Origin of the sequence: Desulfoglaeba alkanexedens ALDC (assembly GCF_005377625.1) — a bacterium.
GTDB classification, from domain to species: domain Bacteria; phylum Desulfobacterota; class Syntrophobacteria; order Syntrophobacterales; family DSM-9756; genus Desulfoglaeba; species Desulfoglaeba alkanexedens.
Genome location: NZ_CP040098.1, coordinates 1395362 through 1417637, shown reverse-complemented (window position 1 = coordinate 1417637; position 22276 = coordinate 1395362). Strand labels below are relative to the sequence as shown.

General features: G+C 60.5%; 18 protein-coding genes. 10 read left to right on the top strand and 8 right to left on the bottom strand.

Translation table 11 applies throughout. The annotated features are described in order from the left end of the window. Nucleotides 1-62: 62 nt before the first annotated feature. A complete protein-coding gene (locus tag FDQ92_RS06570) occupies nt 63-326 on the top strand; it encodes a cytoplasmic protein (protein WP_137423838.1) in 264 nt (87 codons plus the stop codon). Here the strand turns inward: FDQ92_RS06570 and cobD are convergent. The 5 genes from cobD to FDQ92_RS06545 all read right to left on the bottom strand — a co-directional run bounded on the left by cobD (nt 311) and on the right by FDQ92_RS06545 (nt 9163). Next, nucleotides 311-1420, bottom strand: coding sequence for a threonine-phosphate decarboxylase CobD (gene cobD, locus FDQ92_RS06565; RefSeq protein WP_137423837.1), 1110 nt, complete (start codon nt 1418-1420; stop codon nt 311-313). The genes FDQ92_RS06570 and cobD overlap by 16 nt on opposite strands. Before the next feature lie 154 nt (nt 1421-1574). Further along, entirely contained in the window at nt 1575-2540 is a 966-nt protein-coding gene (gene cbiB / locus FDQ92_RS06560) for an adenosylcobinamide-phosphate synthase CbiB (RefSeq protein ID WP_137423836.1), read from the bottom strand. 41 nt (nt 2541-2581) lie between these two features. After that, nucleotides 2582-4141: a cobyric acid synthase gene (locus tag FDQ92_RS06555; RefSeq protein ID WP_137423835.1), complete on the bottom strand. Its 1560-nt coding sequence runs from the start codon at nt 4139-4141 to the stop codon at nt 2582-2584. Continuing rightward, nucleotides 4138-5622, bottom strand: a complete 1485-nt coding sequence (locus FDQ92_RS06550; protein ID WP_137423834.1) for a cobyrinic acid a,c-diamide synthase CobB — start codon at nt 5620-5622, stop codon at nt 4138-4140. The genes FDQ92_RS06555 and FDQ92_RS06550 overlap by 4 nt, the downstream gene beginning before the upstream one ends. A gap of 10 nt (nt 5623-5632) precedes the next feature. Continuing rightward, nucleotides 5633-9163: a UvrD-helicase domain-containing protein gene (locus tag FDQ92_RS06545; protein ID WP_137423833.1), complete on the bottom strand. Its 3531-nt coding sequence runs from the start codon at nt 9161-9163 to the stop codon at nt 5633-5635. 427 nt (nt 9164-9590) lie between these two features. On the opposite strand from FDQ92_RS06545, the gene FDQ92_RS06540 reads away from it, so the two are divergent. Both FDQ92_RS06540 and FDQ92_RS06535 read left to right on the top strand, forming a co-directional pair. Beyond that, a complete protein-coding gene (locus FDQ92_RS06540) occupies nt 9591-10064 on the top strand; it encodes an Hsp20/alpha crystallin family protein (RefSeq protein ID WP_137423832.1) in 474 nt (157 codons plus the stop codon). A gap of 40 nt (nt 10065-10104) precedes the next feature. Then, nucleotides 10105-10503, top strand: a complete 399-nt coding sequence (locus FDQ92_RS06535) for an Hsp20/alpha crystallin family protein (RefSeq protein WP_137423831.1) — start codon at nt 10105-10107, stop codon at nt 10501-10503. 74 nt (nt 10504-10577) lie between these two features. Here the strand turns inward: FDQ92_RS06535 and FDQ92_RS06530 are convergent, their stop codons facing one another. Continuing rightward, nucleotides 10578-10904 (bottom strand): recombinase family protein, encoded by a 327-nt coding sequence (locus tag FDQ92_RS06530; RefSeq protein ID WP_137423830.1) that lies wholly within the window; start codon nt 10902-10904, stop codon nt 10578-10580. Between the two features lie 318 nt (nt 10905-11222). Between FDQ92_RS06530 and FDQ92_RS06525 the strand changes: the two genes are divergently transcribed. The 6 genes from FDQ92_RS06525 (at nt 11223) to FDQ92_RS06505 (ending at nt 17187) form a co-directional block, all read left to right on the top strand. Next, complete coding sequence (locus FDQ92_RS06525) at nt 11223-12374, top strand: radical SAM protein (protein WP_137423829.1); 1152 nt, start codon at nt 11223-11225, stop codon at nt 12372-12374. 350 nt (nt 12375-12724) lie between these two features. Beyond that, entirely contained in the window at nt 12725-13798 is a 1074-nt protein-coding gene (locus FDQ92_RS06520) for a mannose-1-phosphate guanylyltransferase (RefSeq protein WP_137423828.1), read from the top strand. Continuing rightward, a complete protein-coding gene (locus tag FDQ92_RS06515) occupies nt 13795-14349 on the top strand; it encodes a nucleotide triphosphate diphosphatase NUDT15 (RefSeq protein ID WP_211341387.1) in 555 nt (184 codons plus the stop codon). The genes FDQ92_RS06520 and FDQ92_RS06515 overlap by 4 nt, the downstream gene beginning before the upstream one ends. Before the next feature lie 476 nt (nt 14350-14825). After that, nucleotides 14826-14987 (top strand): hypothetical protein, encoded by a 162-nt coding sequence (locus FDQ92_RS15210; protein WP_170180227.1) that lies wholly within the window; start codon nt 14826-14828, stop codon nt 14985-14987. Between the two features lie 240 nt (nt 14988-15227). After that, a complete protein-coding gene (locus FDQ92_RS06510; RefSeq protein ID WP_137423827.1) occupies nt 15228-15434 on the top strand; it encodes a hypothetical protein in 207 nt (68 codons plus the stop codon). Nucleotides 15435-15825: 391 nt separating this feature from the next. After that, nucleotides 15826-17187, top strand: coding sequence for a phosphomannomutase/phosphoglucomutase (locus FDQ92_RS06505; protein WP_137423826.1), 1362 nt, complete (start codon nt 15826-15828; stop codon nt 17185-17187). A 132-nt stretch (nt 17188-17319) separates the two neighbouring features. Here FDQ92_RS06505 and FDQ92_RS06500 read toward each other — a convergent pair whose 3' ends face one another. Further along, entirely contained in the window at nt 17320-18633 is a 1314-nt protein-coding gene (locus tag FDQ92_RS06500) for a nucleotide sugar dehydrogenase (RefSeq protein WP_137423825.1), read from the bottom strand. A gap of 143 nt (nt 18634-18776) precedes the next feature. Between FDQ92_RS06500 and FDQ92_RS06495 the strand changes: the two genes are divergently transcribed. Continuing rightward, nucleotides 18777-19799: an NAD-dependent epimerase/dehydratase family protein gene (locus FDQ92_RS06495; RefSeq protein WP_137423824.1), complete on the top strand. Its 1023-nt coding sequence runs from the start codon at nt 18777-18779 to the stop codon at nt 19797-19799. 433 nt (nt 19800-20232) lie between these two features. Here FDQ92_RS06495 and yoaA read toward each other — a convergent pair whose 3' ends face one another. After that, nucleotides 20233-22203, bottom strand: coding sequence for a DNA repair helicase YoaA (yoaA, locus tag FDQ92_RS06490; protein ID WP_137423823.1), 1971 nt, complete (start codon nt 22201-22203; stop codon nt 20233-20235). Between the last annotated feature and the right edge of the window lie 73 nt (nt 22204-22276).

The following is a 22276-nucleotide window of genomic DNA, read 5'->3' as shown; positions in this document are numbered from 1 at the left end:
CTCGGCTTTCGGAAGTCCTCTGGAACCGATACAGATCCCATAGGGAACCCGTTATCACCATCATGAAGAAGCACCAACATCGATTTGTTGAAGAGTATGAAGACCTGGTGGCGTTCGGCTACTCCAGGGAAGTGGACGAAAAGTCCCTCATGGTCTACCTGCAGAAATTTTCGGACGACCGCCACCTGAAGACCATCGTCCCGCGCATGAGCGATGAGGAAATCCAGCAGGTCTTCGAACTGCTATCGGAACTCATGCGCCGGTACCTTTCCGACAACGAATACCACGAGCACTTCCTGAAAGACGACGATCATCCGTCCCCTTGAGGCTGGGGTCCAATGTTCGTCACCCATTCCGTAGCCGCTCGGAGCAGGCGGTTATTTTCTTCCGGCAGTCGCACGGCTATGCGGAAGTCGCGGGTCCCCAGCCCTTCGAAGGAAGCGCAGTCGCGGATGAGCAGCCTGTGGCGGTGGAGCAGAGCGGCCTGAAGGGCTGAAGCCTCCGGTAGGCGTTCGTCCATGCGAACCAGAAGGTAGTTGGCTTGTCCTTCGAAGGCCCTCAAGCCGGGGACGGCGTCCAGCGCGGCCTTAAGGCGCGTTCTTTCTCGGTTTACCAGTTCCAGGGTCCGCCGCCGGTAAGCGTCCTGTTGGAGGCAGTAGCAGGCGGCGGCCTGGGCCAGCGTGTTCACGGACCAGGGGGGGACCCGGCTGCGGAGGCGGGCTGTGGTTTCGGGAGCTGCGAGAACGTAACCGATCCGCAGTCCCGGAATCCCGTAAAACTTGGTCATGGACCGTATGAGGATCAGCCGCGGATGATCGGCCGCCGCCCGCTTGAGCGACTCGCCCTCGCAGAAGTCCACGAAAACCTCGTCCACAATCAGGTAGAAACCGTCGTTTTTCGATTTTTCCAGGAGCCATTTGCGCACGTCACGGGAAAGCAAGGTTCCGGCGGGGCTTCCTGGATGCGTGACGAGCACGGCGTCCGGCGGTTGCCCGCAAAGAGCTCCTTCCAATTCGGACACCAAAGGCTGGAAACCGTTTTCGGCCCGGGTGTGTAATTTTCGAAGCGGCACGCCTTGAGACGCGAAGGCTTTGGCATATTCGGCGAAGGTGGGCAAAACGACGGCGGCGCTTCGGATGCCGAGAGTCGAAGGCAGCCAGGCGATCAGTTCCGTGGAACCGTTTCCTACGGCCACCTGATCTTCCGGGAGATCATGGAAACGGGCCAGCGCCTCGATCAGTTGCCGGTTGTGGATGTCGGGATAGTGCTGCAGGCGGGCGAAGTTTTCTTGAAGAACCCGCTCGAGTCCATCCGGCGGCCCGAGAGGATTGATGCTCGCACTGAAGTCGAGGATGTCTTCCGGACGGCAGCCCAGCTCCCGGGCCACCGCATAAACGTTTCCCCCGTGCGTTGGATGCATGGACGCCTCTTTTCCCGCCTTCGAAAGCCGCACTTAATTGTCTCAACCCAAAGGCCCCGGAGTGCTCCGCCGTCACTCCGTGCCTCACGCTCGGACCTCCGCCCCCCGCTACCCCCGCTCCAGTTGTGACCGCCGTGGACCTCGGACGCGCTTTTCACCAAAGGACGGTCCACGCGATCCGGTAAGCGGCGGCCAGGACGAAGGCGATGACGGAGACCGCGAGGGCCAGCCGGTTGGTTTCCTCGATGATCCCGGCTTCCAGAGTTCGGACTGGATCCCCCAGGGCGGGCTTTTCGATCCGCTCGCCGAAGTAGACGCTCGGGCCTCCCAGCTGGACTCCAAGGATCCCCGCTGCCGCCGCTTCCGGGTACCCGGCGTTGGGGCTCGCCGATTTCCGGGCGTCGCGGCGCAGAACGCTCCACCCCCGCCTCCAATTGAGGCCCAAAATCCGGGCGGCGCCCAGCATGAAAAGCGCTGTGAGCCGTGCCGGGATGAAGTTGGCCGCGTCGTCGCATCGGGCGGCGACCCAACCGAAATGCAGGTAGCGGTCGTTCTTGTAGCCAACCATGGAATCCATGGTGTTCACGGCCTTGTAGACCATGGCGGCAATGGGACCGCCGAGGGCCAGATAGAAGAGCGGAGCCACCACGCCGTCGGAAAGGTTTTCGGAGACGGTCTCCACCAGTGCTCGGCGGATTTCAACTTCGTCCAAGTCCTGGGTGTTTCGAGTCACCAGGAACGAAAGCCTTTGCCGGGCCGTTTCCAAATCCCCGAGGTCCAAAGCCTGGGCGACCCGGGCGGATTCCCGGGTCAGGCTTTTCGTGGCGAGGGTCGTGTAGGCGCACCAGATGGTCGCGCAGGCGCCCAGGGCCGGGTGGATCTGGTGAAAGATGCTGAGAAACAACGCCGTTGCCATGAAGACCGCCGAGACCACCACCATAAAGAAGATGCCCCCGGCTGTGCGCTGACGTCCGGCTGGAGCCTCCGTTTCATAGAAGATCGATTCGACCCAGAGAATCAGTCTTCCGATCCAGCGAACGGGATGGGGCCATCGCGGCGGATCGCCCAGGATAAGGTCCAGCAGGTAGGCGGCGGCAAGGTGCCACGGAAGAAACGGCATGGTCTACCTTTTCACGAACGTTTCAGCGCCGCAAGCACGGGTCATCGGATGCCCGCCAGCCGGTAGATCCGTTCCACATCGCAGTGACGGCGTACGTGTTCAGCCAGCCGGTCGAATTGTTCTTCCTTCCAAGTTGCGTAACTCAGCGGCCCGCCTTCGGCGTCCGACCGGCGGCGGCCGGACCGTGAAAGGATGCGGCCTATGAATTCTCTTCGGAACGCGTCGTTGTCGAAAATGCCGTGGAGGTACGTGCCCCAGGCACGGCCGTCGGGCGTGGCCAGTCCCTCCAACTCCTCGTCTTCCGGGACCGGCTCCCGGTTTCGTTCGATCAATCGAAACAGCGGACGGGCGCCGTCCCCGAGGCTCCGACTTCGGCCCATGTGAATTTCATAGCCGAGAAGCATTCGGCCGCCGGCGCCGATGGGGTTTCCGGGTTCGGCGCGAACCTTGACCTGCGTGGTGATCTTTTCCGGAAACATTTCCGTCACCATGGGCAGAAGCCCCAGTCCGCGGACTTCTTCGATCCGGCTTTCGACGCCGTGAGGGTCCCGGACGCTTGTTCCCAGCATCTGGAAGCCGCCGCACACCCCTACGACAACGCCGCCGGCCTTGTGAAACGCCACCAGCGCGTCGGCCACGCCGTTTCGGTGCAGATGAGCCAGGTCTTCGAGCGTATTCTTGCTTCCGGGAAGGATCACCGCATCCATGGTGAAGACCTCGGCCGGGCGATCGAAGTAGACCAGGTCCACGGCCGGTTCCTGTTCGAAGCAGTCGAAATCGGTGTAGTTGGAGACATAGGGCAGCCGCAACACGCCGATCCGAACCGCGGCACCTTCACTCCCCTCAGGTTTCCGTTTCATGCGGCGGGTCAAAGCGACGCTGTCTTCTTCGGCGATGGCGATGTGGTCGAAGTACGGGACGACGCCCAGCACCGGTTTCCCGCTTCTCGCTTCGAGGATGGCCACGCCGCTTTCAAAAAGTGCCGGATCGCCGCGAAGCTTGTTCACCATGAACCCGATCAACCGGTCTCGTTCCGATGCTTCAAGGAGCATGAGGCTTCCGAGAAGGGACGCGAAAATGCCGCCGCGGTCGATGTCTCCCACCAGGATGCAGGGCGCATCGGCCATCTCGGCCATGGCCATGTTGACCAGGTCGTGTTCCTTGAGGTTCAGTTCCACGGCGCTTCCAGCCCCTTCCAGGACGATTACGTCGTAGCGGGCGGAAAGTCTTTCGAAGGCTTCCCGTACCACGGGCACCAGCGTCCGCTTGACCCGGTAATAGTCTTTGGCTGTGAAGTTTCCAGCTGCCTTTCCCAGGACGATCACCTGGGATCCCACCTGGGAGGTGGGCTTGAGAAGTATCGGGTTCATGTCCACATGGGGTTCGATTCCGGCCGCTTCAGCCTGCACCACCTGGGCTCGGCCCATTTCGCCGCCCTCCGGCGTGATGAAGGAATTGAGGGCCATGTTTTGAGCCTTGAACGGCGCCACCCGGAACCCGTCCTGGCGGAGAATGCGGCAGAAGGCCGCGGCCAGGACGCTCTTTCCCACGTCCGAGCCGGTGCCTAGAAACATGAGGGTTTTCGCGTTCCTTCGTTTCATGGAGTATCGGCCCGATACTTTTCCGCCTGCCGCATCAGGTGCCGGGGCGCTTCGGGGGCGCTCCCCCAGTGCAGATGCACGTAGCTCGCAAGACACGAGCCCGCAAGGTACCCTTCCCGGCGCTCCGGCGCAAGCCTCCTCGTCCGAAGCCGATAGGCGCAGGCGATCCGTTTCTCACAGGGATCCGCCGGGTCTTCGCTCGAGGGCGCCTCCGCTTCATCTTCGAGGACTATTTCAGAATAATGGAACTCGTGGCCTCGAAGCACTGTTCCCGGCGGCCCCAGGCAGCAGGGTCGAACCAGTTCCACTTCCACGTAGCCCAATGCTTTCCGGCGTTCGAGCATCCGCGTTCCAAAAGGCAGGATTCCCGCCATGGGAAAGCGTTTTCCGGAGCCCGTTTCGATGAAGCGACCGAGGGTCATGAGGCCGCCGCATTCGGCGTAGATGGGCATGCCGCGGCGGTGGGCGCTGCGGACGTCTTCCAGGAAGGCGCGGTTGCGGCTGATGGCTTCCGCATGAAGTTCCGGGTAGCCGCCGCCCAAGATCAGGGCCGCGGCACGCTTCGGGAACGTTTCCCCGGCAACGGGCGAAAAAGGAAGGATCTCGGCCCCCGCTTCTTCCAGCATGTCGAGGTTGTCCGGGTAGTAGAAGCAGAAGGCCGCATCTCGTGCCACCGCTACGGGTACGGACGCCCTTGGGAAAGGTGCCGGTTCGGAAAACGGCGCCCGCCGTTCCGTTTCCCCATTTGGAAGCGCCGCGGTCTGAAGCAATCCGTCGACGTCCACGGCGTTTTCGATCCATCGAGCGAGCGCCTCTTTTCCCGCATCGTTCAGGGTGGTTTCTTCCGCGGTCACCAGTCCCAGGTGACGCTCGGCGAGTTCCAGTTCCGTTTTCCGAGGGAGCCCCCCAAGGACCGGAAGCTCCGGAAGGTTGGCGGCCATGGCCTCTTCGAGGTATGCCAGGTGCCCGGGACCCCCGATCCGGTTGAAGATGACGCCGGCCCAGCGGAGAGCTGGATCGAAGCGCGTGAAGCCTTGGACCAGAGCCGCAACGCTTCGGGCCATGCTTCGAGCGTCCACCACCAGGACCAGCGGCAGGTTGAGCCATTTGGCCATTTCCGCGGTGCTTCCCGCTTCGCTCACCCCGTCGTGGCCGTCGTAGACCCCCATAACGCCTTCCACCACCGCGGCATCCGCCTTGATCATGGACTTCCGGAAGCGCTCTTCGTTGTAGGTTCGGGAAAGCATCCAGCCGTCGAGGTTATGCGAGGGGCGGCCGGTGATCAGCGTGTGCAGACCCGGATCGATGAAATCGGGGCCGACCTTGAAGGGCTGTACGCGGCGGCCCCGCCGGGTGAGCGCGGCCATGAGTCCGAGGGTGACTGTGGTCTTGCCGCATCCGCTGTGGGTTCCGCAAACGACGAAAGCCGATTTCGATGAGCGGGGCACCGGACCGCTTCCGGGATGGGGCTTCGGTTGCATGGCAAGGCCTTCAGTCTGCTTTGGTCAGTTCAACCCATCGTCGAAGATACGTGAAATAGATTCCAGCGCGGACCGAATCGCGGGAGATGCTCTGCTTTTTCGAAACCATTTCGCGGTAGGCGAAGATCTGCGCCCGGTGACGGCGGCTTTCAAACTCTAGAAAACCGTCCACATCCGTTCCTGGAGCAGGCCGTGTCGTCTTGAAATCCACCACCCACCAGGTGGCGCCGTCTGTGGCCGCCAGGTCCACGGTCCCGGCGTACAGAACCCCCGGACGATGCAGCGCCTCAAGGGGCCATTCGATCCGCCGCTGTGTTTCGGGAAAGGCGTAAAGCCTTTGGAGCCACGGATCTTCCAGGCACGCTCGGACTTCTTCGAGGGCTGCGGAGGCCACTTCCTCCACCCCATCGGCTTCGATGACCCCGAACCCCCTGATGTAGGCCGCCACCGCCTCCGGGTCGGGGAGCCGCCCGCCGGTACCCGCCGTTTCCAGGAGTCGGTGGACAACGGTCCCCCAAAGGTTGGGATCGCCCGGGACCGGTGCGGCTTCGTGGGCGGTGGCCTGCGCGTCGTCCTGATCGCCTTGGGCCAGGCCGGAAGGTTGGATCACCCGCAATGCCGGCCGCTCGCGTTCAAACTCCGCAGGCGGCGCAAGCACGTGAGCCTTTATCGGCGCGGCTTGTGGTACCGAGGTCGCCTCAGGAACCGGTTCCAGGGCGACGAGGAAGTCATCGCCTCCGCCGGTCCAGCCGCTTTCGAGGGCATCCGGCGGATCCGCATCGGCTTTATCCGAGACGGCGATCTCTTCCAGCCGGAGCGTCTCACGGAGTCGATAATGTACATCCAGCCAGTGGAGCGGGGATTCCGGAGGCACCCGGGTGCCGTTCTGTCCGCCGAGGACCGCACTCAGAAAGAGGTTCTCCCTGGCGCGGGTCGCCGCGACGTAAAAAAGCCGCTTGGCTTCGGCCCGCCGCCGGTCCAGCTGAAGTCCGTGCAGGCGCTCGTAGATTGGGTCCCGGTCGCCGTGCAGGCGGTCCGGGCGTATGGCCAGCATGTGCCGGTCCCGGTCTTCGCTTTCCGCATCCGGTCCGTTGTGGCGCCGGGTTCGGGATGGGATTCTTTCCAGCAGGTAGGGCGGTTTGTTCCCACGTTCCCGAAAGACGGGATCCCAGTCCAGGTAGGGCAGAAAGACGGTATCGAACTCCAGGCCCTTGGCCCGGTGCACAGTCATCATGAAGACCGTGGCGTGCGCCGATTGCGGGTCCAAAGGTTCAAAGGTCTCGGAAAGGGTATTTTCGGCTCGAAACAAGGTGCGGACCGGGTCCCCCGTTTCCGAATCTCCGAGGACGGCGAGAAGCCGGCGGCACGATTCCAGCCCGCGCGGTCCCCAGGTTGAAGCGGTGGCCCGGGCGCCCCCCAGGGCGATCCAGGCCGATTCCACCACTTCCGCGAGCGGGCGGCGGCCGGCGGCACGTCGGGCTTCCGCCAGCCTGTCCCAAAATCTTTGAAGGATGCCTCCTTCAGCCGCTTGGGTTCGGATTTTTTCCACCCAGGCTTCGGGTTCTCTGCGGGAAAGGGCGACGAAATCGGACAGCGACAGGTTCAGCCAGGGGCTGCGAAGAAGGGCCGCCCACGCCAGATCGTCGTGGGGAAGCACCAGGGCGCGGGCCAGCTGCCACAGGTAATTCACCTCGGGCCGTTCCATGAGCCTGAAGCCTTCGGCCACCTGGACCTGGATCCCGCGCTGGTGGAGGGCTTCGAGATATACCGCCAGGTGGGTTCGAGCGAAAAGGAGGATACCCACCGTGTGATCCGGCCCTTTTGTTTCACGGATCTTCCGGACCTGGGAACCTATCCAAGAGGCTTCACGCCTTCGAGCGGCCTCCGGATCGGGAAAGCGGGCGAAAAGGGCCAGCCGGACCGGTTCCCCGCCTGGCGGCTCGTTCATCCGGTGCGGCGCGGGCGCTGCCGCCACAAACGGCACTTCGTCCGCCTCGGGGCGCGGCTCCGCCATGACGGTGCGGCCGAACAGATGGTTGCACCATTCGATGAGCCGGCGGGTGGAGCGGAAATTGGTCCGAAGGGTCAGGTTTTCCAAGGGGAGGCGGCGGAACCGGTCCAGAGGAAGCCCGTTTTTGGCCTCAAGAAACAGGCGGACCTCGGCTTTCCGGAAGCCGTAGATGCTCTGCTTCGGATCCCCCACCATGAAAAGGGTCCGGCTGCCGTCCTGGGGCCATTCGGCGCAGAGCCCCTGGAGCAGGCGCCATTGGTTGAAGCTTGTATCCTGAAATTCGTCCACCAGGATGTGATGGATCTGATGGTCCAGAAGAAGCTGCAGGTCCGAAGGGGAAGCCGCTTCGAAGAGGCGAAGCGCCGCGGTTTCCAGCGCCGAAAAATCGACGACCCGTTGCCGCCGGCATTGATCGTTATAGTCTTTCAGGACGGCATGGAAGACCAAGAGAAGATCCCGCAGGCTTTCCACATCGACCGGGGTTCCACCCTGGAGGGGCAGTTCCCGGATGCGGTGAAGGGCTTCGACGATGTGCGGCGGAAGGTCCCCGATCCACGCGGCGGCTTCGGATTTGGAAAACCCCCGAGGAAATCCCGTCGCAGGCCCGAAGCGTTGCCGAAGGGTTCCTTGCTTGGTGAGAAAGGTCTCGGCGATGGTATGCCACCCGGGGAGTTCTTCCCAGTCCGCGCCGGGAGGCGCCTCGGGAAGAGTGTCGAGAACCGGCGCCCTGGAGGCGGCCAGGAGTTCCCGAAGTCGATGCCACGCAAGACCCAGAGAAGACGCCAGAAATTCACGTTCCAAATCGGCCAGTTCCGCTTCAACCAGAAGCCGGGTACGGCGCAGCACCATCCGGCGGATCTCGTTTGTGTCCCCAAGGGCCGCCAGGTCGGCTACGAATTCACGCCGGGCCATGAGGGTTTCGATCTCGCGAACCAGCAGCGGCCATTGGTTGTTGAGAAACAACAGCCGGTTTTCCAACGCCTGTCGATGGGGGTCCTGAGGGTTACGTTCGAGAAGGTCGAGGAGGGTGCGGTCGATGGTTTCCGTGAGCCACCGGCGTTGCTCATTTTCGTCGAGAAGGCGGGAACCCGGCGGCAGATCGGCTTCCAAGGGAGCCTGAGTCACCAGGTGGTAGCAGAAAGCATGAAAAGTCTGGATGCGAAGCACGCCGGCTGAAAAGAGAATCTCCCGGCGGTCTCGGTGTTTCGCCAACGCCTTTTCAGCCAGGATGTACAGTTCCAGTTCGTGATCGTTCTTGGGCCGTTCACCCTTTTGGGCCATTCGCAGAAAACCGAGGATCCGTTCCTGCATCTCGGCCGCGGCCTTGTTAGTAAAGGTGAGGGCCAGGATGTTCTGCGGGTGGCGCACTCGGGCCAAAAGATTCAAGTACCGACCGGTGAGGATCGAGGTTTTCCCCGAACCGGCCGGGGCTTCCAGATGGAAGCTTTCATCAGGGCTCCAGGCGCGTCGGCGCTCCGCGGCATCCGCAAGCTGCGCATCCGGCACGGAGGACCCCCTCAATCCGACCATCGTCTTGATTCCCTTGTTTCGGTCATCGCCCCAACCTGTCCCGTGCCCTCTCGTCCATGGCCCGAACCTGCTCGAAACGAGGCGCCGGCTCCATCGCCTTCCCAACGCATACGCAGGCCCTTGAATCTCCCGCCCAGTACCTCCCGGAAAGAAGCGGATCCGTTCCGGAAAAGGCTGTCATAAGGCGTTGTCCTTGCCTCTGACCGTCTTTGAGGAATCATTGATCTTTCAAGCATTCCAGGCGCTTCCAACGCCCTCCATCTTAAGGGGACAGTCGCCGGAAAGTCAATAAAGGCCCAAGTCTGGTCATAATATCCAAGCAAGACGGAGGGTTGAGGCATCTTGACAGGGTTATGGGCTGTGCTTAGTGTTTTTTCGGGCAAAGCCTTTAAGGTGAGTAAAATCAGCAAGAAAGGAGGTTTCGATTATGGCACTGTTCCGATGGTCCGATCGTCCCGATGTCTTCCGCCCGTTCGAAGAGCTGGAAAGGGAAATGACGCGCCTGCAAAACGAGATGAGTCGTCTTTTTGGGGGTGTTGTCGGTTCAAGGCCGTTCCTGGGGGGCGTCGGAGTGTTTCCCCCGCTCAACGTCAGCGAAGATGCCGACAATATTTTCGTGCGAGCGGAGTTGCCGGGTGTGAGCCCCAACGAAATCGACATCATGGTGGAAGGGAATACGCTGGCCCTTCGGGGGGAGCGGAAGCTGCCGGAAGCTGAAAAGGAGGTGAGCTATCACCGCCGCGAGCGAGACGCCGGGCGTTTCAGCAGGAGTCTCACCCTGCCGACGCGAATCGAGGCGGACAAGGTTGAAGCGTCCTTCAAAAACGGGGTTCTTACCATAAGGCTTCCCAAGGCGGCGGAAGCACGGCCCAAGCAGATCGCCGTCAAGGTGGCCGCATAACGAGTCTTCCTGAAGTGTAGGAATCGAGGGGGTGACAACCATGGCAGAGAAGGATATGCAGGTTCGTGACAAGCAGGAGTTGCAGACCCAAGCCGAAAGCACGCGTTCCGTTCCGGTGTATGTGCCGGCAGTCGACATTTATGAAACGGAAGAGAACCTGGTGGTGTTGGCCGACATGCCGGGTGTCGCGCCTGAGAACGTGGATATTGATCTCACAGACGACCTCCTGACGATTCGGGGAACCGTTACGCCGGAAGGTCAGGCGGAGCGCATGCTTCTTAGCGAATACGGAGTGGGTGATTATTATCGTCAGTTCACGATCGGCCGGATCATCGATCAGTCCAAAATTGAAGCCGTCATGAAAGACGGCGTGTTGAAACTGACCCTTCCCAAGGTCGACGCGGCGAAACCCCGGAAAATCACGGTCAAGACCAAATAAAGGGGAGCCGGCGCTGTCGGCGTTCCAGTTTTATCGTGAGAAAAGGCCGGATGTGTGGCGTATCCGGCCTTTTCTTATTCTGTGACGGCGAGCAGCTCAACACCGGCCATGCGCAGCTCGAACAGAATGCCTTCCAGTTCTTCGAGGGTGGCGGCCAGCCGGTTCTTGTCCTGAACGATGATACGCTTGACGCGCTCCCTTTCGATGTCAAGCAGGAGGTCGCCGCGCTTGTGGTAGAAGGCAAGGGGTTCCCAGGAATCCGATGCCCCGGTTTTTTCCTTGATGAACTGGATGCACGCTGCTTTCTGTTCGGCCAGCGGCCGTTCGTAGGATCCTCGATCTTCCGGAAGAAGTTCGTTCCTGCGCACCATGAGGTAAACCGCGGTCACTTTTTCATCCATGTCCGTTCTCCTGGCGTTTCCGTCGTCATGTCAATGGAATCCGCGCGGGCCTGTCCGCCGAATTTCAGCGCTCTTTTCCCCGGGCGGCCGAAACCAGCGCACTATAGCCAACGGTCCCGAGATTGGCAACGCCGCGCAAACGGAAAACGCCAAAATCCGCGGTGGAAGAAAAGCGATTCCTTTTAGAGCTTGATCCCCTCAGGGGCGCTCGTTATTAAAGAGCGAATGAGACGATGTTTGTTCGGCTGCCGAGATTCAGGTATGAAGCTGTGATGCCGTCCGGTTTGAGGCGGCTCCGCAAATGTGAGGGACACGCTCATGTCGAAACCGACGACTTTTGAACAGGGGCCCATCCGTCCCCCGAGCGAATCGCGAAGCCTGCTCCTTCGGTTCACCCGCAACTGTCCGTGGAACCGTTGCAGTTTCTGTCCCGTTTATAAGAAAAGCACCTTCAGCCGACGTCCGCTTGCTGAAATCAAAAAAGATATCGACGCCGTGCGGGCCATCCTGGACGACCTTTCCAGGCTTTCCTGGAGTATGGGTTTTGCCGGTGAGCTGAACGCCGCGGTCTTGAGGCGCGTTTTCAGTGACCCGGCCTACGACGCCTGTTACCGGCACGTGGCAGCGTGGCGCATCTGCGGCGACGGGGCGGTCTTTTTACAGGACGCCAACAATCTCATCATGCGGACGAAAGATCTGACCGAGGCGCTGCGTTACCTGAAACAACAGGTCCCCGGCATCACGAGAATAACCACCTACGCTCGAAGCAGCAGCCTGGCCCGAAAAACCATCGAAGAACTTCGAGACATGCACGATGCCGGATTGGATCGCATTCATGTGGGGCTGGAAAGCGGTTCGGACCGGGTGTTGACTTTCGTTCACAAAGGCGTCACGGCTGCAGAACATATCGAGGGCGGCCGAAAGGCGATCGAGGCCGGCATGACGCTTTCGGAATACGTGATGCCCGGTTTGGGCGGTCGAGCGTGGAGCCGCGAACATGCGCTCGAAACCGCGAGAGTGCTGAACGCCGTCGATCCTCATTTCATCCGGTTGCGAAGCCTTCGGGTCCTGCGGCGTACCCCGCTCTACGACGAGGTGCAAAAGGGGACGTTCGTTCCTCTGAGCGACGATGAGATGGTGGCCGAAATCCGGCTCCTCATTGAACACCTCGAGGGCATCCGCAGCACCCTCGCTTCCGATCACATCGCGAATCTCCTGGAGGCCGTGGAAGGGACTTTCCCGGAAGACAAGCCCAGGATGCTCGCCGTGATCGACGAATACTTGAAGCTCCCCGAAGACGAACGGTTGCTGTTTCGCCTGGGCCGCTGGGGATCGGCGGTGAGGACCGTGGACGAACTGAAGGAGCCTTATCTTCGGGCCCGCTTGGAACGTGCCCGCCGCGAACTGGAAGTGGAAACCGGGAAAGACCTGGAATCGCTCATCACGGAATTAGGCGACCAGTACATCTGAAGCGGTCGCACCAGGAGCGTGTTGAGGTCCACCAAGCGGAGGGAGCGGGCTGCAAGGAGGCCTTCCACTCCTGGCTCGAAGTGAAGGATCCTGGAACCTGGTACTTTCGGATGCGGTCTGCATGGGTTCACCCCAAGGTGGCCGCACACCAAACGGCGGTGGTTTGGTAGCATAGAAAATAATAGACGTAATATTTGATGCCAAATTCTATTTCCCCTTCCCTTGTGGGAGGGGATTAAGGGGAGGGGGAGAGGGGGTTTTTGACCTTCGTTAACCTTTTTGCTTAAGGTCTCCACTTTAGAACGCTACCGGTGGTTTTCCGATCATAAAGAAGGAATGGAGGCGAATCGATGGCGATCATCATCATGGCCGGTGGATCCGGGACACGCTTCTGGCCGCTCAGCCGTGCGGCCCGTCCCAAGCAATTCTTGAGGATCGTCGGTGACCGGCCCATGGTTCGGGCGACCTATGAACGGGTGAAGGGACTGGCGCCCGACCGGGAAATACTGGTGGTGGTGGGAAAGGGGCACGAGGCCGAAACCCGGAGGATTTTTTCGGACACCGAGGTTCACGTGCTGGTGGAGCCTTTCGGGAGAAACACCGCTCCGTGTGTGGGCCTCGCGGCCAGGGTGGCCGAATCCATGGGTTGCGGTGGAAAGCCGCTGATCGTCCTTCCGGCTGACCATTACATCGCCAAGCCGGAAGAATTTCTGTGCGCGCTCAGGACCGCCATGGAAGTGGTTCGGGAAGGCGGCATCGCGACACTGGGTATTCTTCCTACGCGACCGGAAACAGGGTACGGCTACATCGAACAGGCGGATGCCGGGCCCCGCCAGGGCGTGTACCGCGTGAAACGTTTCGTGGAAAAACCGAAGCCGGAGGTGGCGGTGGAATTCTTTCAGAGCGGGCGGCATTATTGGAACGCCGGCATCTTCGTGGCAACCGCCGGCACCCTGCTTCGGGAATTCGCACGGCACATGCCCTCTTTCCACCGGGGTCTGGAAGTCTTACCTGCCTCGCCGGGCAGCCAGGAATTCGCCTCGGCGCTCGAACGGCTTTACCAGGAAACCGAGAATATTTCCTTTGATTGTGCCGTCATGGAAAAAACCTCGGAGCCCGTCTATGTCGTGCCCTGCGACTGCGGTTGGAGCGATGTGGGGTCGTGGTACAGTCTCTACGAGGTTCGAAAGGAAGAAGAAGGCGATCCTCGGGAGAACGTGGCAGAGGGAGACGTCTACCAGGACGCATGCGAGGGGTCGCTCATTTTGGCTGGAGGGAAACGCTTCGTGGCTGTCTTGGGACTCAGCCGGATCCTCGTGGTGGACACCGACGACGCACTCCTTGTGGCCGATATGGAATACAGCCAGGAGGTGAAAAAGGTGTCCGAGTACCTGGCGCAGGGCGGACGGACCGAACTCCTGTGACGGGCGACTATCGTTTCTGTCCTTATTGCGGGCGGCCCGTGGAAGGGCTGCCTGTGGGCGATAGACGGCGCGCTCACTGCCGAGTCTGCCGCAAGACCTTCTTCAGGAATCCGACCGTTGGGGTCGCCGTCATCGTCTTCGAAGAAAATCGTCTGCTTCTGGTGCGCCGCACCGGGTCCCGCGAAGGGCTCTGGTGCATTCCATGCGGCCACGTCGAATGGGACGAGGACGTGCGTCAGGCGGCGCGGCGGGAACTCCTGGAAGAAACAGGCTTGGATGTTTTCGTGGGGCCGGTTTTCGCCGTCCATTCCAACTTCCACGATCCACAACAACATACGGTGGGAATCTGGTTCTGGGGAAAGCGGCTCGCGGGAACACTCCGACCGGGTAGCGACGCCGACCGGGCCGGCTTCTATTCTCTAAGCGCTCTGCCAGGGCCCCTGGCGTTTGACACCGACGCGCGCGTCTGCCGAAAGATCGAGGCGTGGAGCCGGTCGGGCGTTCTTGAAAAATGGCTGGAATGCTGCGTGTTGGATGAAGGCGGGCCTTGAGAGTCCAGGTCCGTGCCTGGATGCGTCCGAAATCATGCCAAGTTGGCTGGAACCACGGAGCGGGCCGAGGGTGCTCATCGGCATCCTTCGCGGAAACTGAGCGAGCGGCCCCCCGGCCCTATGTAGAGGGATTGGGCTCGAGAAAATCCAATCCTTTTCGAGGCGGTTTTCAGGAAAAACGGCGGTGAATACTTGACAGGTGCGCGGCATTGGTTTAGAGTTCCAGCGGTGTTGGCGGTGTTGGCAGCCTGAGCGGCTGCATTGGAAGTGTCCGAATCTTTTGGAGTCAGAAAATCAGAGCTATGGACGACCCGAGCAGTAGTCGAAACAGCCGAAACAGACCGGGCCGAGTTGAACGGGGAACGAACGGGAAGTTTGCCTTTCCGCATGACCGCTAGCGGATGGAATCTCCCCTGAGGCATCAACCCCGGGCAAGGCTCGGGGTTTTTTAATGCCGACGAAAGGGGGTGATTCCATTGAAGATGGTGGTCATTCGCGCCAGGAACCGCCAGGAAGCCCGGAAGAAGGCTCTTGACTTCTGGCTGAGTCACCGGGAGCAGCTTCCCGGCAACATCAGGGATTTCCTCAGAAGGTGCAGCACGGACGCTACGGGCCGCGTCATCATGTACAAGGAGTGAGTGATGGACTCATCCGAAACCGGGCCCATAGGCCGGTGGATGAAGGGCTGAATCCGAAAGGACTTCAGCCTTTTTTTTGTCTTCGAGAGAGCTGCGGCTGTTTGGGTCGGGACCACCGGTGTCTGCGGCGGGTGTTTTGCGTTTGACCTGGGGATCGATCCTTGCTAAACATTTCACGCTCAACGTGTTCTCGAAACCGGCCGAAATGCCGGCGGGCAGCCATAAGGCAGGAGGCGCTTCATGTTTGGTGAAATCGAATTCGTCTGTGCCGCGCTCAAGCGCAGTGTCGCCAGCATGTTACCCTGGGATATTCCGTGGTACGATCCGAGTCATGCAGTCTTTTTCGCAGCGCTTTATGGTGTGCTGACCGTGATCGGCCTGGGGCTTGCCGGTGCGGTGGTGATGACTTTGAAGCGACTGAAAGAAGGGGAAAACCAGCGCCGTTGAGTGGTGTGGGTTTGACCGGGTGACGGCCTGCGCGGGTTCGAGCCCGGGCGTACGCGGCGTCCGCTTCCGGAAGAAACCGGGGCCTTCAGGATCCGCCGCCTCACCCCCTTGGGGGAAGTGAACGTGCGCCGTGAAAACGGCGTTCTGAGGGGCGTTGGGTCGCGTGAAATGCCCGGGAGATCTAGGATGTGTTGCGGTATGGGCTGTGGTGGCGGTTTCTTCGCCGATCCTTCCTGAAAGACCTTCCTTGTTCCATCCCTATGGACGAAACGTCGTATCCATCGTACCATCCCTTTCATCGGAATTTTCTACATCATTCGTTCGCAGTACATCTCAGCGTATTTTCGCTCGCCCCAAGGGAAGGGCCTGTCAGCGGTTCAAGGAGGATGTAATGGATCCAAGATCGTTTCGCGAATACGATATCCGTGGTCTGGTGGACAAGGAGATTCAGGACGGCGACGTGATCGCCTTGGGTAAGACGTTCGGAACCTATATGGCGCGCCAAGGGAAAAGCCGCATCGTGGTGGGGCGGGACTGCCGACTGAGTTCGAAACGATACCGGGATCTGCTCCTTGAAGGTCTTCTGGCCACGGGCATGGACGTTGTGGACCTGGGCGTCTGTCCGACGCCGCTCCTTTATTTTTCGCTTCGCCATCTGGAACGAGAAGGCGGGGTCATGATCACCGCCAGCCACAACCCGCCGGAATACAATGGCTTCAAGATCTGCAACGGTTATGACACTATCTCCGGGTCGGAAATCCAGAAGCTTCGGGAAATGATGGAAGCCGGCGATTTCGTGCCCGGTTCCGGAACGTGGTCGAGCGTTGACATCGTGCCCCCTTACATGGAGTTCATCCTGTCGGATATCAAGATCCCAAGGAAGCTCCGAGTGGGCCTGGATGCGGGAAATTCCGTGGGAGGCCCTGTGGCTCTGCCGCTTCTGCGGAGACTGGGGCTGGAAGTCCACCCGCTCTATTGCGACATGGACGGCACTTTCCCCAACCACGAACCCGATCCCACCGTTGTCGAAAACCTGAAAGATTTGATCGCTCTGGTGAAAGACAGGCGGCTGGATGTGGGAATCGCCTACGACGGCGACTGCGATCGGCTGGGGGTGGTGGACCATCAGGGTGAGATCGTTTACGGCGACAAGCTCATGATCATCTTCGCCCGTGAAATTCTCTCCAGGAAACCCGGGGCGACCTTCATCGCCGAAGTGAAGTGTTCCAAGACCCTCTACGACGACATAGAGAAAAACGGCGGCCGTGTCATCATGTGGCGGACGGGTCACTCGCTCATCAAGGCCAAAATGAAGGAAGTGCAGGCGGAACTGGCCGGCGAAATGAGCGGGCACATGTTTTTCAAAGACCGGTATTTCGGCTTCGACGACGGGATTTACGCTTCGTGCCGGTTGTTGGAGATTCTCGCGACCACCGGGAAGCGCATTCCAGAGCTGCTGGAAGGGGTGCCGCACACCGTTACTACGCCTGAAATCCGGGTCCCATGCCCGGACGATGAAAAGTTTCATGTCGTGGAGCGGGCTGCTGCGCTCTTCCGGGCGCAAGGGCTGGAGGTGATCGACGTGGATGGTGCAAGGATCGTGTTCCCCGACGGCTGGGGGCTGGTGCGGGCTTCCAACACCCAACCCGTGCTGGTGCTGCGCTACGAAGCGGAGACCGAGGAACGGCTTCAGGAAATCCGAAGGCTGGTGGAAGAAACCATCGAAAAAGCCAAGGCGGGCGATCGGCGGTGAGCGAGCCCGCTCCGGCGGCCCATTGCCTCCGGCCAGGTACAACTATGCGACAAAACGCGGATTGGTTTTAGATCCGCATCCGGGGATCGAGGCCGCGGGTGATGACCGATGCCTCGGTCCCTCGGTCCTCCGCTAGGCTTTTACGATCTTCTCGCGGCCGTCTTGAACGCCTTTCGTCGCGTTCCGGGTGTCGATGACGAGGCGGGCGTGCCGAACGATCCATGAATAATCGTACGCCGAGTGGTCGGTCAGAATCATTACGGCGTCCATTTTTTCCAAGATTTCTTGGGTGAGCGGGACCGACTCCTGTGCGAACGCATGCTTTCGCCCGGGCTTGAGGCGTGGGATGTGCGGGTCGTTGTAATGGACGCGGGCGCCCCGTTCCAGGAGAAGCTGCATGATCGCATAGGACGGGGACTCGCGGTCATCGTCGATGTCCTTTTTGTAGGCGACGCCAAGAACCAGGATTTCGGAACCTTTGAGGCACTTTTGCCGCTCGTTCAGTGCTTCGATCACCCGGTCCAGCACGTAATACGGCATGGAAACATTAACTTCTCCCGCCAGTTGAATGAACCGAGTGGGAAAATCGTATTCTCGGGCCTTCCAGGAGAGGTAAAAAGGATCGATGGGGATGCAGTGGCCTCCCAGGCCGGGGCCGGGGAAAAATGGAGTAAACCCGAAAGGCTTGGTGGATGCCGCTTCAATGACCTCCCAGATGTCGATCCCCATCCGGAGAGCCAGCACTTTCAGTTCATTGACCAGGGCGATGTTCACGCTCCGGTAGATATTTTCCAGCAGCTTGGTGAGTTCGGCGACGCGGGTGGACGATACCGGAATCACTTGGGTGATGGCGTGTTCGTAAAGGGCTTGGGCCCGTTCGAGGCAGGCCGGGGTGACGCCGCCCACCACTTTCGGGATGTTGCCGGTGTGGTAGTTGCGGTTCCCCGGGTCTTCGCGTTCAGGCGAAAAGGCCAGGAAGAAATCCCGGCCTACTTGGAGCCCGGTTTTCTGGAGCCTCGGGAGCATCAATTCTTCGGTGGTTCCAGGATAGGTGGTGCTTTCCAGGACCACCAGCTGGCCGGGCCGGAGGTTTTCGGCGATGGTTTCCGTGGTCTTGACAATGTACTGGAGATCCGGTTCCATCTTGTCTGTGAGGGGTGTGGGCACACAGATCACGATGCAGTCCGCTTCCCGTACCCGCCTGAAATCCAGGGTTACCTCCAGCTGTTGGCGGGAAAGGAATTGCTGGATTGGTTCGATGGGGATGTGTTTGATGTATTTTTCGCCGTGGAGGAGCGCATTGATCTTGCGGCTGTCCACATCGAAGCCGATAAGAGGGAATCCCGCATCGCCGAAACGCAGCAGCAGAGGGAGCCCCACGTAGCCGAGTCCGATGACTCCTACCGTGGCCGTCTTGTTCTGGATTTCAGCAAGCAGATCGCCCATGGGCTCGATGGCCTCCTTTTCTTGCCTGGATGTTGGGGCGTCGGGCCGGCCGCCCCTTTGCACGAACACGGCCGGCCCGGCGGTTGCGCTGTACGCGGAGTATGACACATCACTTATTCTGACAGCATGGGTCATGGAGAGCAATGACAAATCAGGACATCCGCAAGTGCACGTGCGTAGTAACGGGCGTCGCAGGTTTTGTGGGGAGCCACCTCGCGGAACGGCTTCTCTCCATGGGATGCCTCGTAGTAGGTATCGACGATTTTTCTTCCGGGCATGAAAAGAACCTGGCTGGATTTTGCGACCACCCCGCCTTTCGCTTTCACGAAGCCTGCATCACACGGCCTCGGCTCCTGCACCGGGTTCTCCCGGACCGGACGACGCCCAGGGTCCTCTTCCATCTGGCGGCCATCGTGAGCGTGCCCTATTCGCTGGAGCATCCGGAAGAGACGTTCCGGATCAACCATGCCGGGACTCTTTCCCTCCTGGATCAAGCGGTTTCGCTCGGGTTCCAAAGGGTCGTGTTCGCCGGTTCCGCGGCGGAATACGGCGACGATGAGCGGTTGCCCCTGCGCGAGGAATACAGTGGTGACGAAACGCGGCAACTGAGCCCTTACGGCCGGTCGAAGTATCTGGCTTCCAAGGCCGTGGCTGGATGCAACGGCGTGACGACGGGCGTGGCGCTCCGTTGCTTCAACATCTACGGGCCGAGGCAGGACCCGAACAGCCCCTACAGCGGAGTCATTTCCCGTTTTGTGGAAAAAGCCGTCGCCGGAAAGCCGCTGACCGTCTTTGGAGACGGCGGACAGACCCGTGATTTTGCCTACGTGGACGATGTGGTACAGGCCTACCTGGCGGCTTCCGGCCTGTCCGGTACCGTGGGTCGGAGTCCCGGCGGCATCTTCAACGTCGGCTCCGGAACGCGAACCCCGATCAGGGAACTGGCTTCGATGGTCTTGCGCCTGATGGGGATGAAAGAGAACGTAGTCTACGGTCCGGAACGTCCGGGGGACATCCGGCACAGCGTGGCGTCCACCGCGGCGATAAAGAAGGCGACCGGCTGGGAGGCTGCCGTGCCGCTTGAACAGGGACTTCGGATAACTCTGGAATGGATGCACGGCGAGAGGGCGGCAATTTCCGCGCAAAAAAAGGATGCCCCACCTTGAAACGGAAACTTTACTTCGGAGTCTTGCTCCTGGCCTTAGCCCCCGCGGCCGTCATGTGCAAGCCGGCCGCGGTCTCGGACGCTCCTGCGGCTGCATAGAGTGAAAGTCACGAAAGGCCGTGATGAAGGCGCCTCAGAGGAACACCTTCAGAAAAGGGATGAGGGGGGCGCGGCCCGCGCGCCTCCCCCCCTCATCCTGGCTCATGGTCTCAGCCGAGAATGGCCTTGAGGTCTTCTTCCGGCGTGGAAATGGGTTCTCCTCGTTCCCAAGCTCCAGCTTGGGAACGAGAGGAAGGGTGAGCAGAATGGCTACGGCTTTCTGTTCCTACCACGAAAGCACTATGGAAAGCGGCAGGTCGTTCACTCATCGCGCGGAGCGATAGTTGTCTGCAGCGGAAATAGACCCCGAACGTGCAAGAGAAATCGCACAGATACTAACAGTTCCGCTGCGGTGTGGCATCCCCCTTGAAAAACGAATCGATTTCTTCCAGTCGCCGAATCGGCCGGATGGGGGCGAGGCTCTGGAAAAAGATCCGGCCGTACGGTTTGGTATGCAACCGAACGTCAAAAATCACCACCAGGCCGCGGTCCGTTTGGGAACGGATCAGTCGTCCGACGCCCTGCTTGAGGTGGATTACGGCTCGAGGGATCTGGTACGAAGTGAACCCGCTGGCTCCTTGCTGTTCCAGGCGCCGGATTCGAGCCGCCGTGATCGGGTCGTCGGGGACTTCGAAAGGCAGTTTGTCGATCAGGACACAGCTCAAGGCTTCGCCCGGCACGTCGATGCCTTCCCAGAAGGAATAGGTGGCGAACAATACCGACTCGACCGATTCTTTGAACCGACCCAGCAACGCCCGTTTCGGCTGCTGGCCTTGGACCAGGACGGGATAGCGAAGCGTCTCCCGAAGCATTTCATAGACGCGGTGCATGTTTCTGAAACTCGTGAAAAGAAAGAGCGCCCGGCCCCCTGTTTTTTCAAGGATGATGCGGGAATGGTCGGCGCATGCCTGGCAGAAACCGGGCTCCTGGGGTGCCGGAAACGACCGGGGGACATAAAGGATCGTATTGGAAGCATAATCGAACGGTGAAGGAAGGAGGCATTCCCGGCTTTCCGGGGGAAGCCCCAGCCGTTCCCGGACGAAGCGAAAGGAGGGGCGTAGGCCGTCCGGTGTGGAGAGGGTCGCCGAAGTGAGGACCACCGAGGGCGTTCGCTGAAACAGGCTGTCGCGAAAAATGGGGCCGATGTCGAGCGGAGTAGCATGGAGGATGAAATCGGGCCGGGCCGGGGCCGTTTCATACCAGTACACGAGGGACGCATCCTCTTGGGAGACAAGTCCGTGCAAGGCATGGATCAGTTCTCCCAGCCGGCCGTGGCAGGACTCCACCACGCTCGAAGCTTGACGCTCCACCGAAGCAAGAGCCTGCAGGTGCTCCAGTGCCTGACTCAGATCGGCGACCTTCCCTTCAAAGGCAGGTCCCAGCCGGTCCTTGTCCAGCGGAAGGCGCCTGGAACCTTCCCTTCCACCGCCTCCCAGTACCTGGTGGAGTTCTTTCTGGATCACTGCGATGTGGGCCCTAGCGGCGCGAACGGTTTCCACGGGCTGCTTGAGCCCCGAGGCGACAAAAGCCTTCTCCAGGTCCCTGCAGATGTCGCCGGCGGCGAAGCTCGAATACTCCAGACCGAAGTATGTTCCAGCGATGTCCTCCAGCTGGTGAGCTTCGTCGAAGACGACCGCATCGTGTTCGGGGAGCACTTCGCCGAAGCCACGGTTTTTCAGTACGAGGTCGGCGAAATAAAGATGGTGGTTCACGACCAGCAGATGTGCTCGGGACGCCTCCACGCGCAACCGTGTCAGGAAGCAGCGGCTGAAGTCATCGCAGGCCTGTCCCAGGCACCCATCGCTTCCTGCGGCGATGTCGTTCCAGATCCTCGTGTCATCGGGAAGCCATTCCATTTCAGTCCGGTCGCCGGTGCGGGTCGTGCGCGACCACTGCTGGATGGACCGGAAAAGCTTTGCTTCTTCCGGATTCCAAAACGACGGCTGGTAAGTGAATTCTCGGAGCCGCCTGAGGCAGAGGTAATTTCTGCGGCCCTTCACGCAGACGGCATGAAGGTCCGGAAAGAAAAGCTTTTTGAGGAGAGGGATGTCGCGATCGAAAACCTGGTCTTGAAGGGTCTTGGTGGCCGTGGAAATCAATACCTTGGCACCGCTCAGAATCGACGGGATCAGGTAGGCCCATGTTTTCCCCGTGCCCGTGCCGGCTTCCACGATGAGCGGGACGCCCTCCGCGATGCAGCGGCCCACCGAAAGAGCCATTTCCCTTTGCACCGGCCGGAACTCGAAACCGGGGATCTTTTCGGCCAGAAGGCCCTTCCTGGAAAAGAAGTCGTCGATGGTTTTCATGATCCATCAGAACGGCAGACGATCCATGCGCCCAGCGCCATCCGCGGGGGGCAGGTGGCCACCGCTCGGCTTG

Coding starts and splice junctions, on each gene's coding strand:
- FDQ92_RS06535 (WP_137423831.1), top strand. CDS start 10,105: ATGGCAGAGAAGGATATGCAGGTTCGTGACAAGCAGGAGTTGCAGACC.
- FDQ92_RS06540 (WP_137423832.1), top strand. CDS start 9,591: ATGGCACTGTTCCGATGGTCCGATCGTCCCGATGTCTTCCGCCCGTTC.
- FDQ92_RS06495 (WP_137423824.1), top strand. CDS start 18,777: ATGACAAATCAGGACATCCGCAAGTGCACGTGCGTAGTAACGGGCGTC.
- FDQ92_RS06510 (WP_137423827.1), top strand. CDS start 15,228: ATGTTTGGTGAAATCGAATTCGTCTGTGCCGCGCTCAAGCGCAGTGTC.
- cobD (WP_137423837.1), bottom strand. CDS start 1,420: ATGCATCCAACGCACGGGGGAAACGTTTATGCGGTGGCCCGGGAGCTG.
- FDQ92_RS06520 (WP_137423828.1), top strand. CDS start 12,725: ATGGCGATCATCATCATGGCCGGTGGATCCGGGACACGCTTCTGGCCG.
- FDQ92_RS06550 (WP_137423834.1), bottom strand. CDS start 5,622: ATGCAACCGAAGCCCCATCCCGGAAGCGGTCCGGTGCCCCGCTCATCG.
- FDQ92_RS06530 (WP_137423830.1), bottom strand. CDS start 10,904: ATGGATGAAAAAGTGACCGCGGTTTACCTCATGGTGCGCAGGAACGAA.
- FDQ92_RS06505 (WP_137423826.1), top strand. CDS start 15,826: ATGGATCCAAGATCGTTTCGCGAATACGATATCCGTGGTCTGGTGGAC.
- FDQ92_RS06545 (WP_137423833.1), bottom strand. CDS start 9,163: ATGGTCGGATTGAGGGGGTCCTCCGTGCCGGATGCGCAGCTTGCGGAT.
- cbiB (WP_137423836.1), bottom strand. CDS start 2,540: ATGCCGTTTCTTCCGTGGCACCTTGCCGCCGCCTACCTGCTGGACCTT.
- FDQ92_RS06570 (WP_137423838.1), top strand. CDS start 63: ATGAAGAAGCACCAACATCGATTTGTTGAAGAGTATGAAGACCTGGTG.
- FDQ92_RS06500 (WP_137423825.1), bottom strand. CDS start 18,633: ATGGGCGATCTGCTTGCTGAAATCCAGAACAAGACGGCCACGGTAGGA.
- FDQ92_RS06555 (WP_137423835.1), bottom strand. CDS start 4,141: ATGAAACGAAGGAACGCGAAAACCCTCATGTTTCTAGGCACCGGCTCG.
- FDQ92_RS06525 (WP_137423829.1), top strand. CDS start 11,223: ATGTCGAAACCGACGACTTTTGAACAGGGGCCCATCCGTCCCCCGAGC.
- yoaA (WP_137423823.1), bottom strand. CDS start 22,203: ATGAAAACCATCGACGACTTCTTTTCCAGGAAGGGCCTTCTGGCCGAA.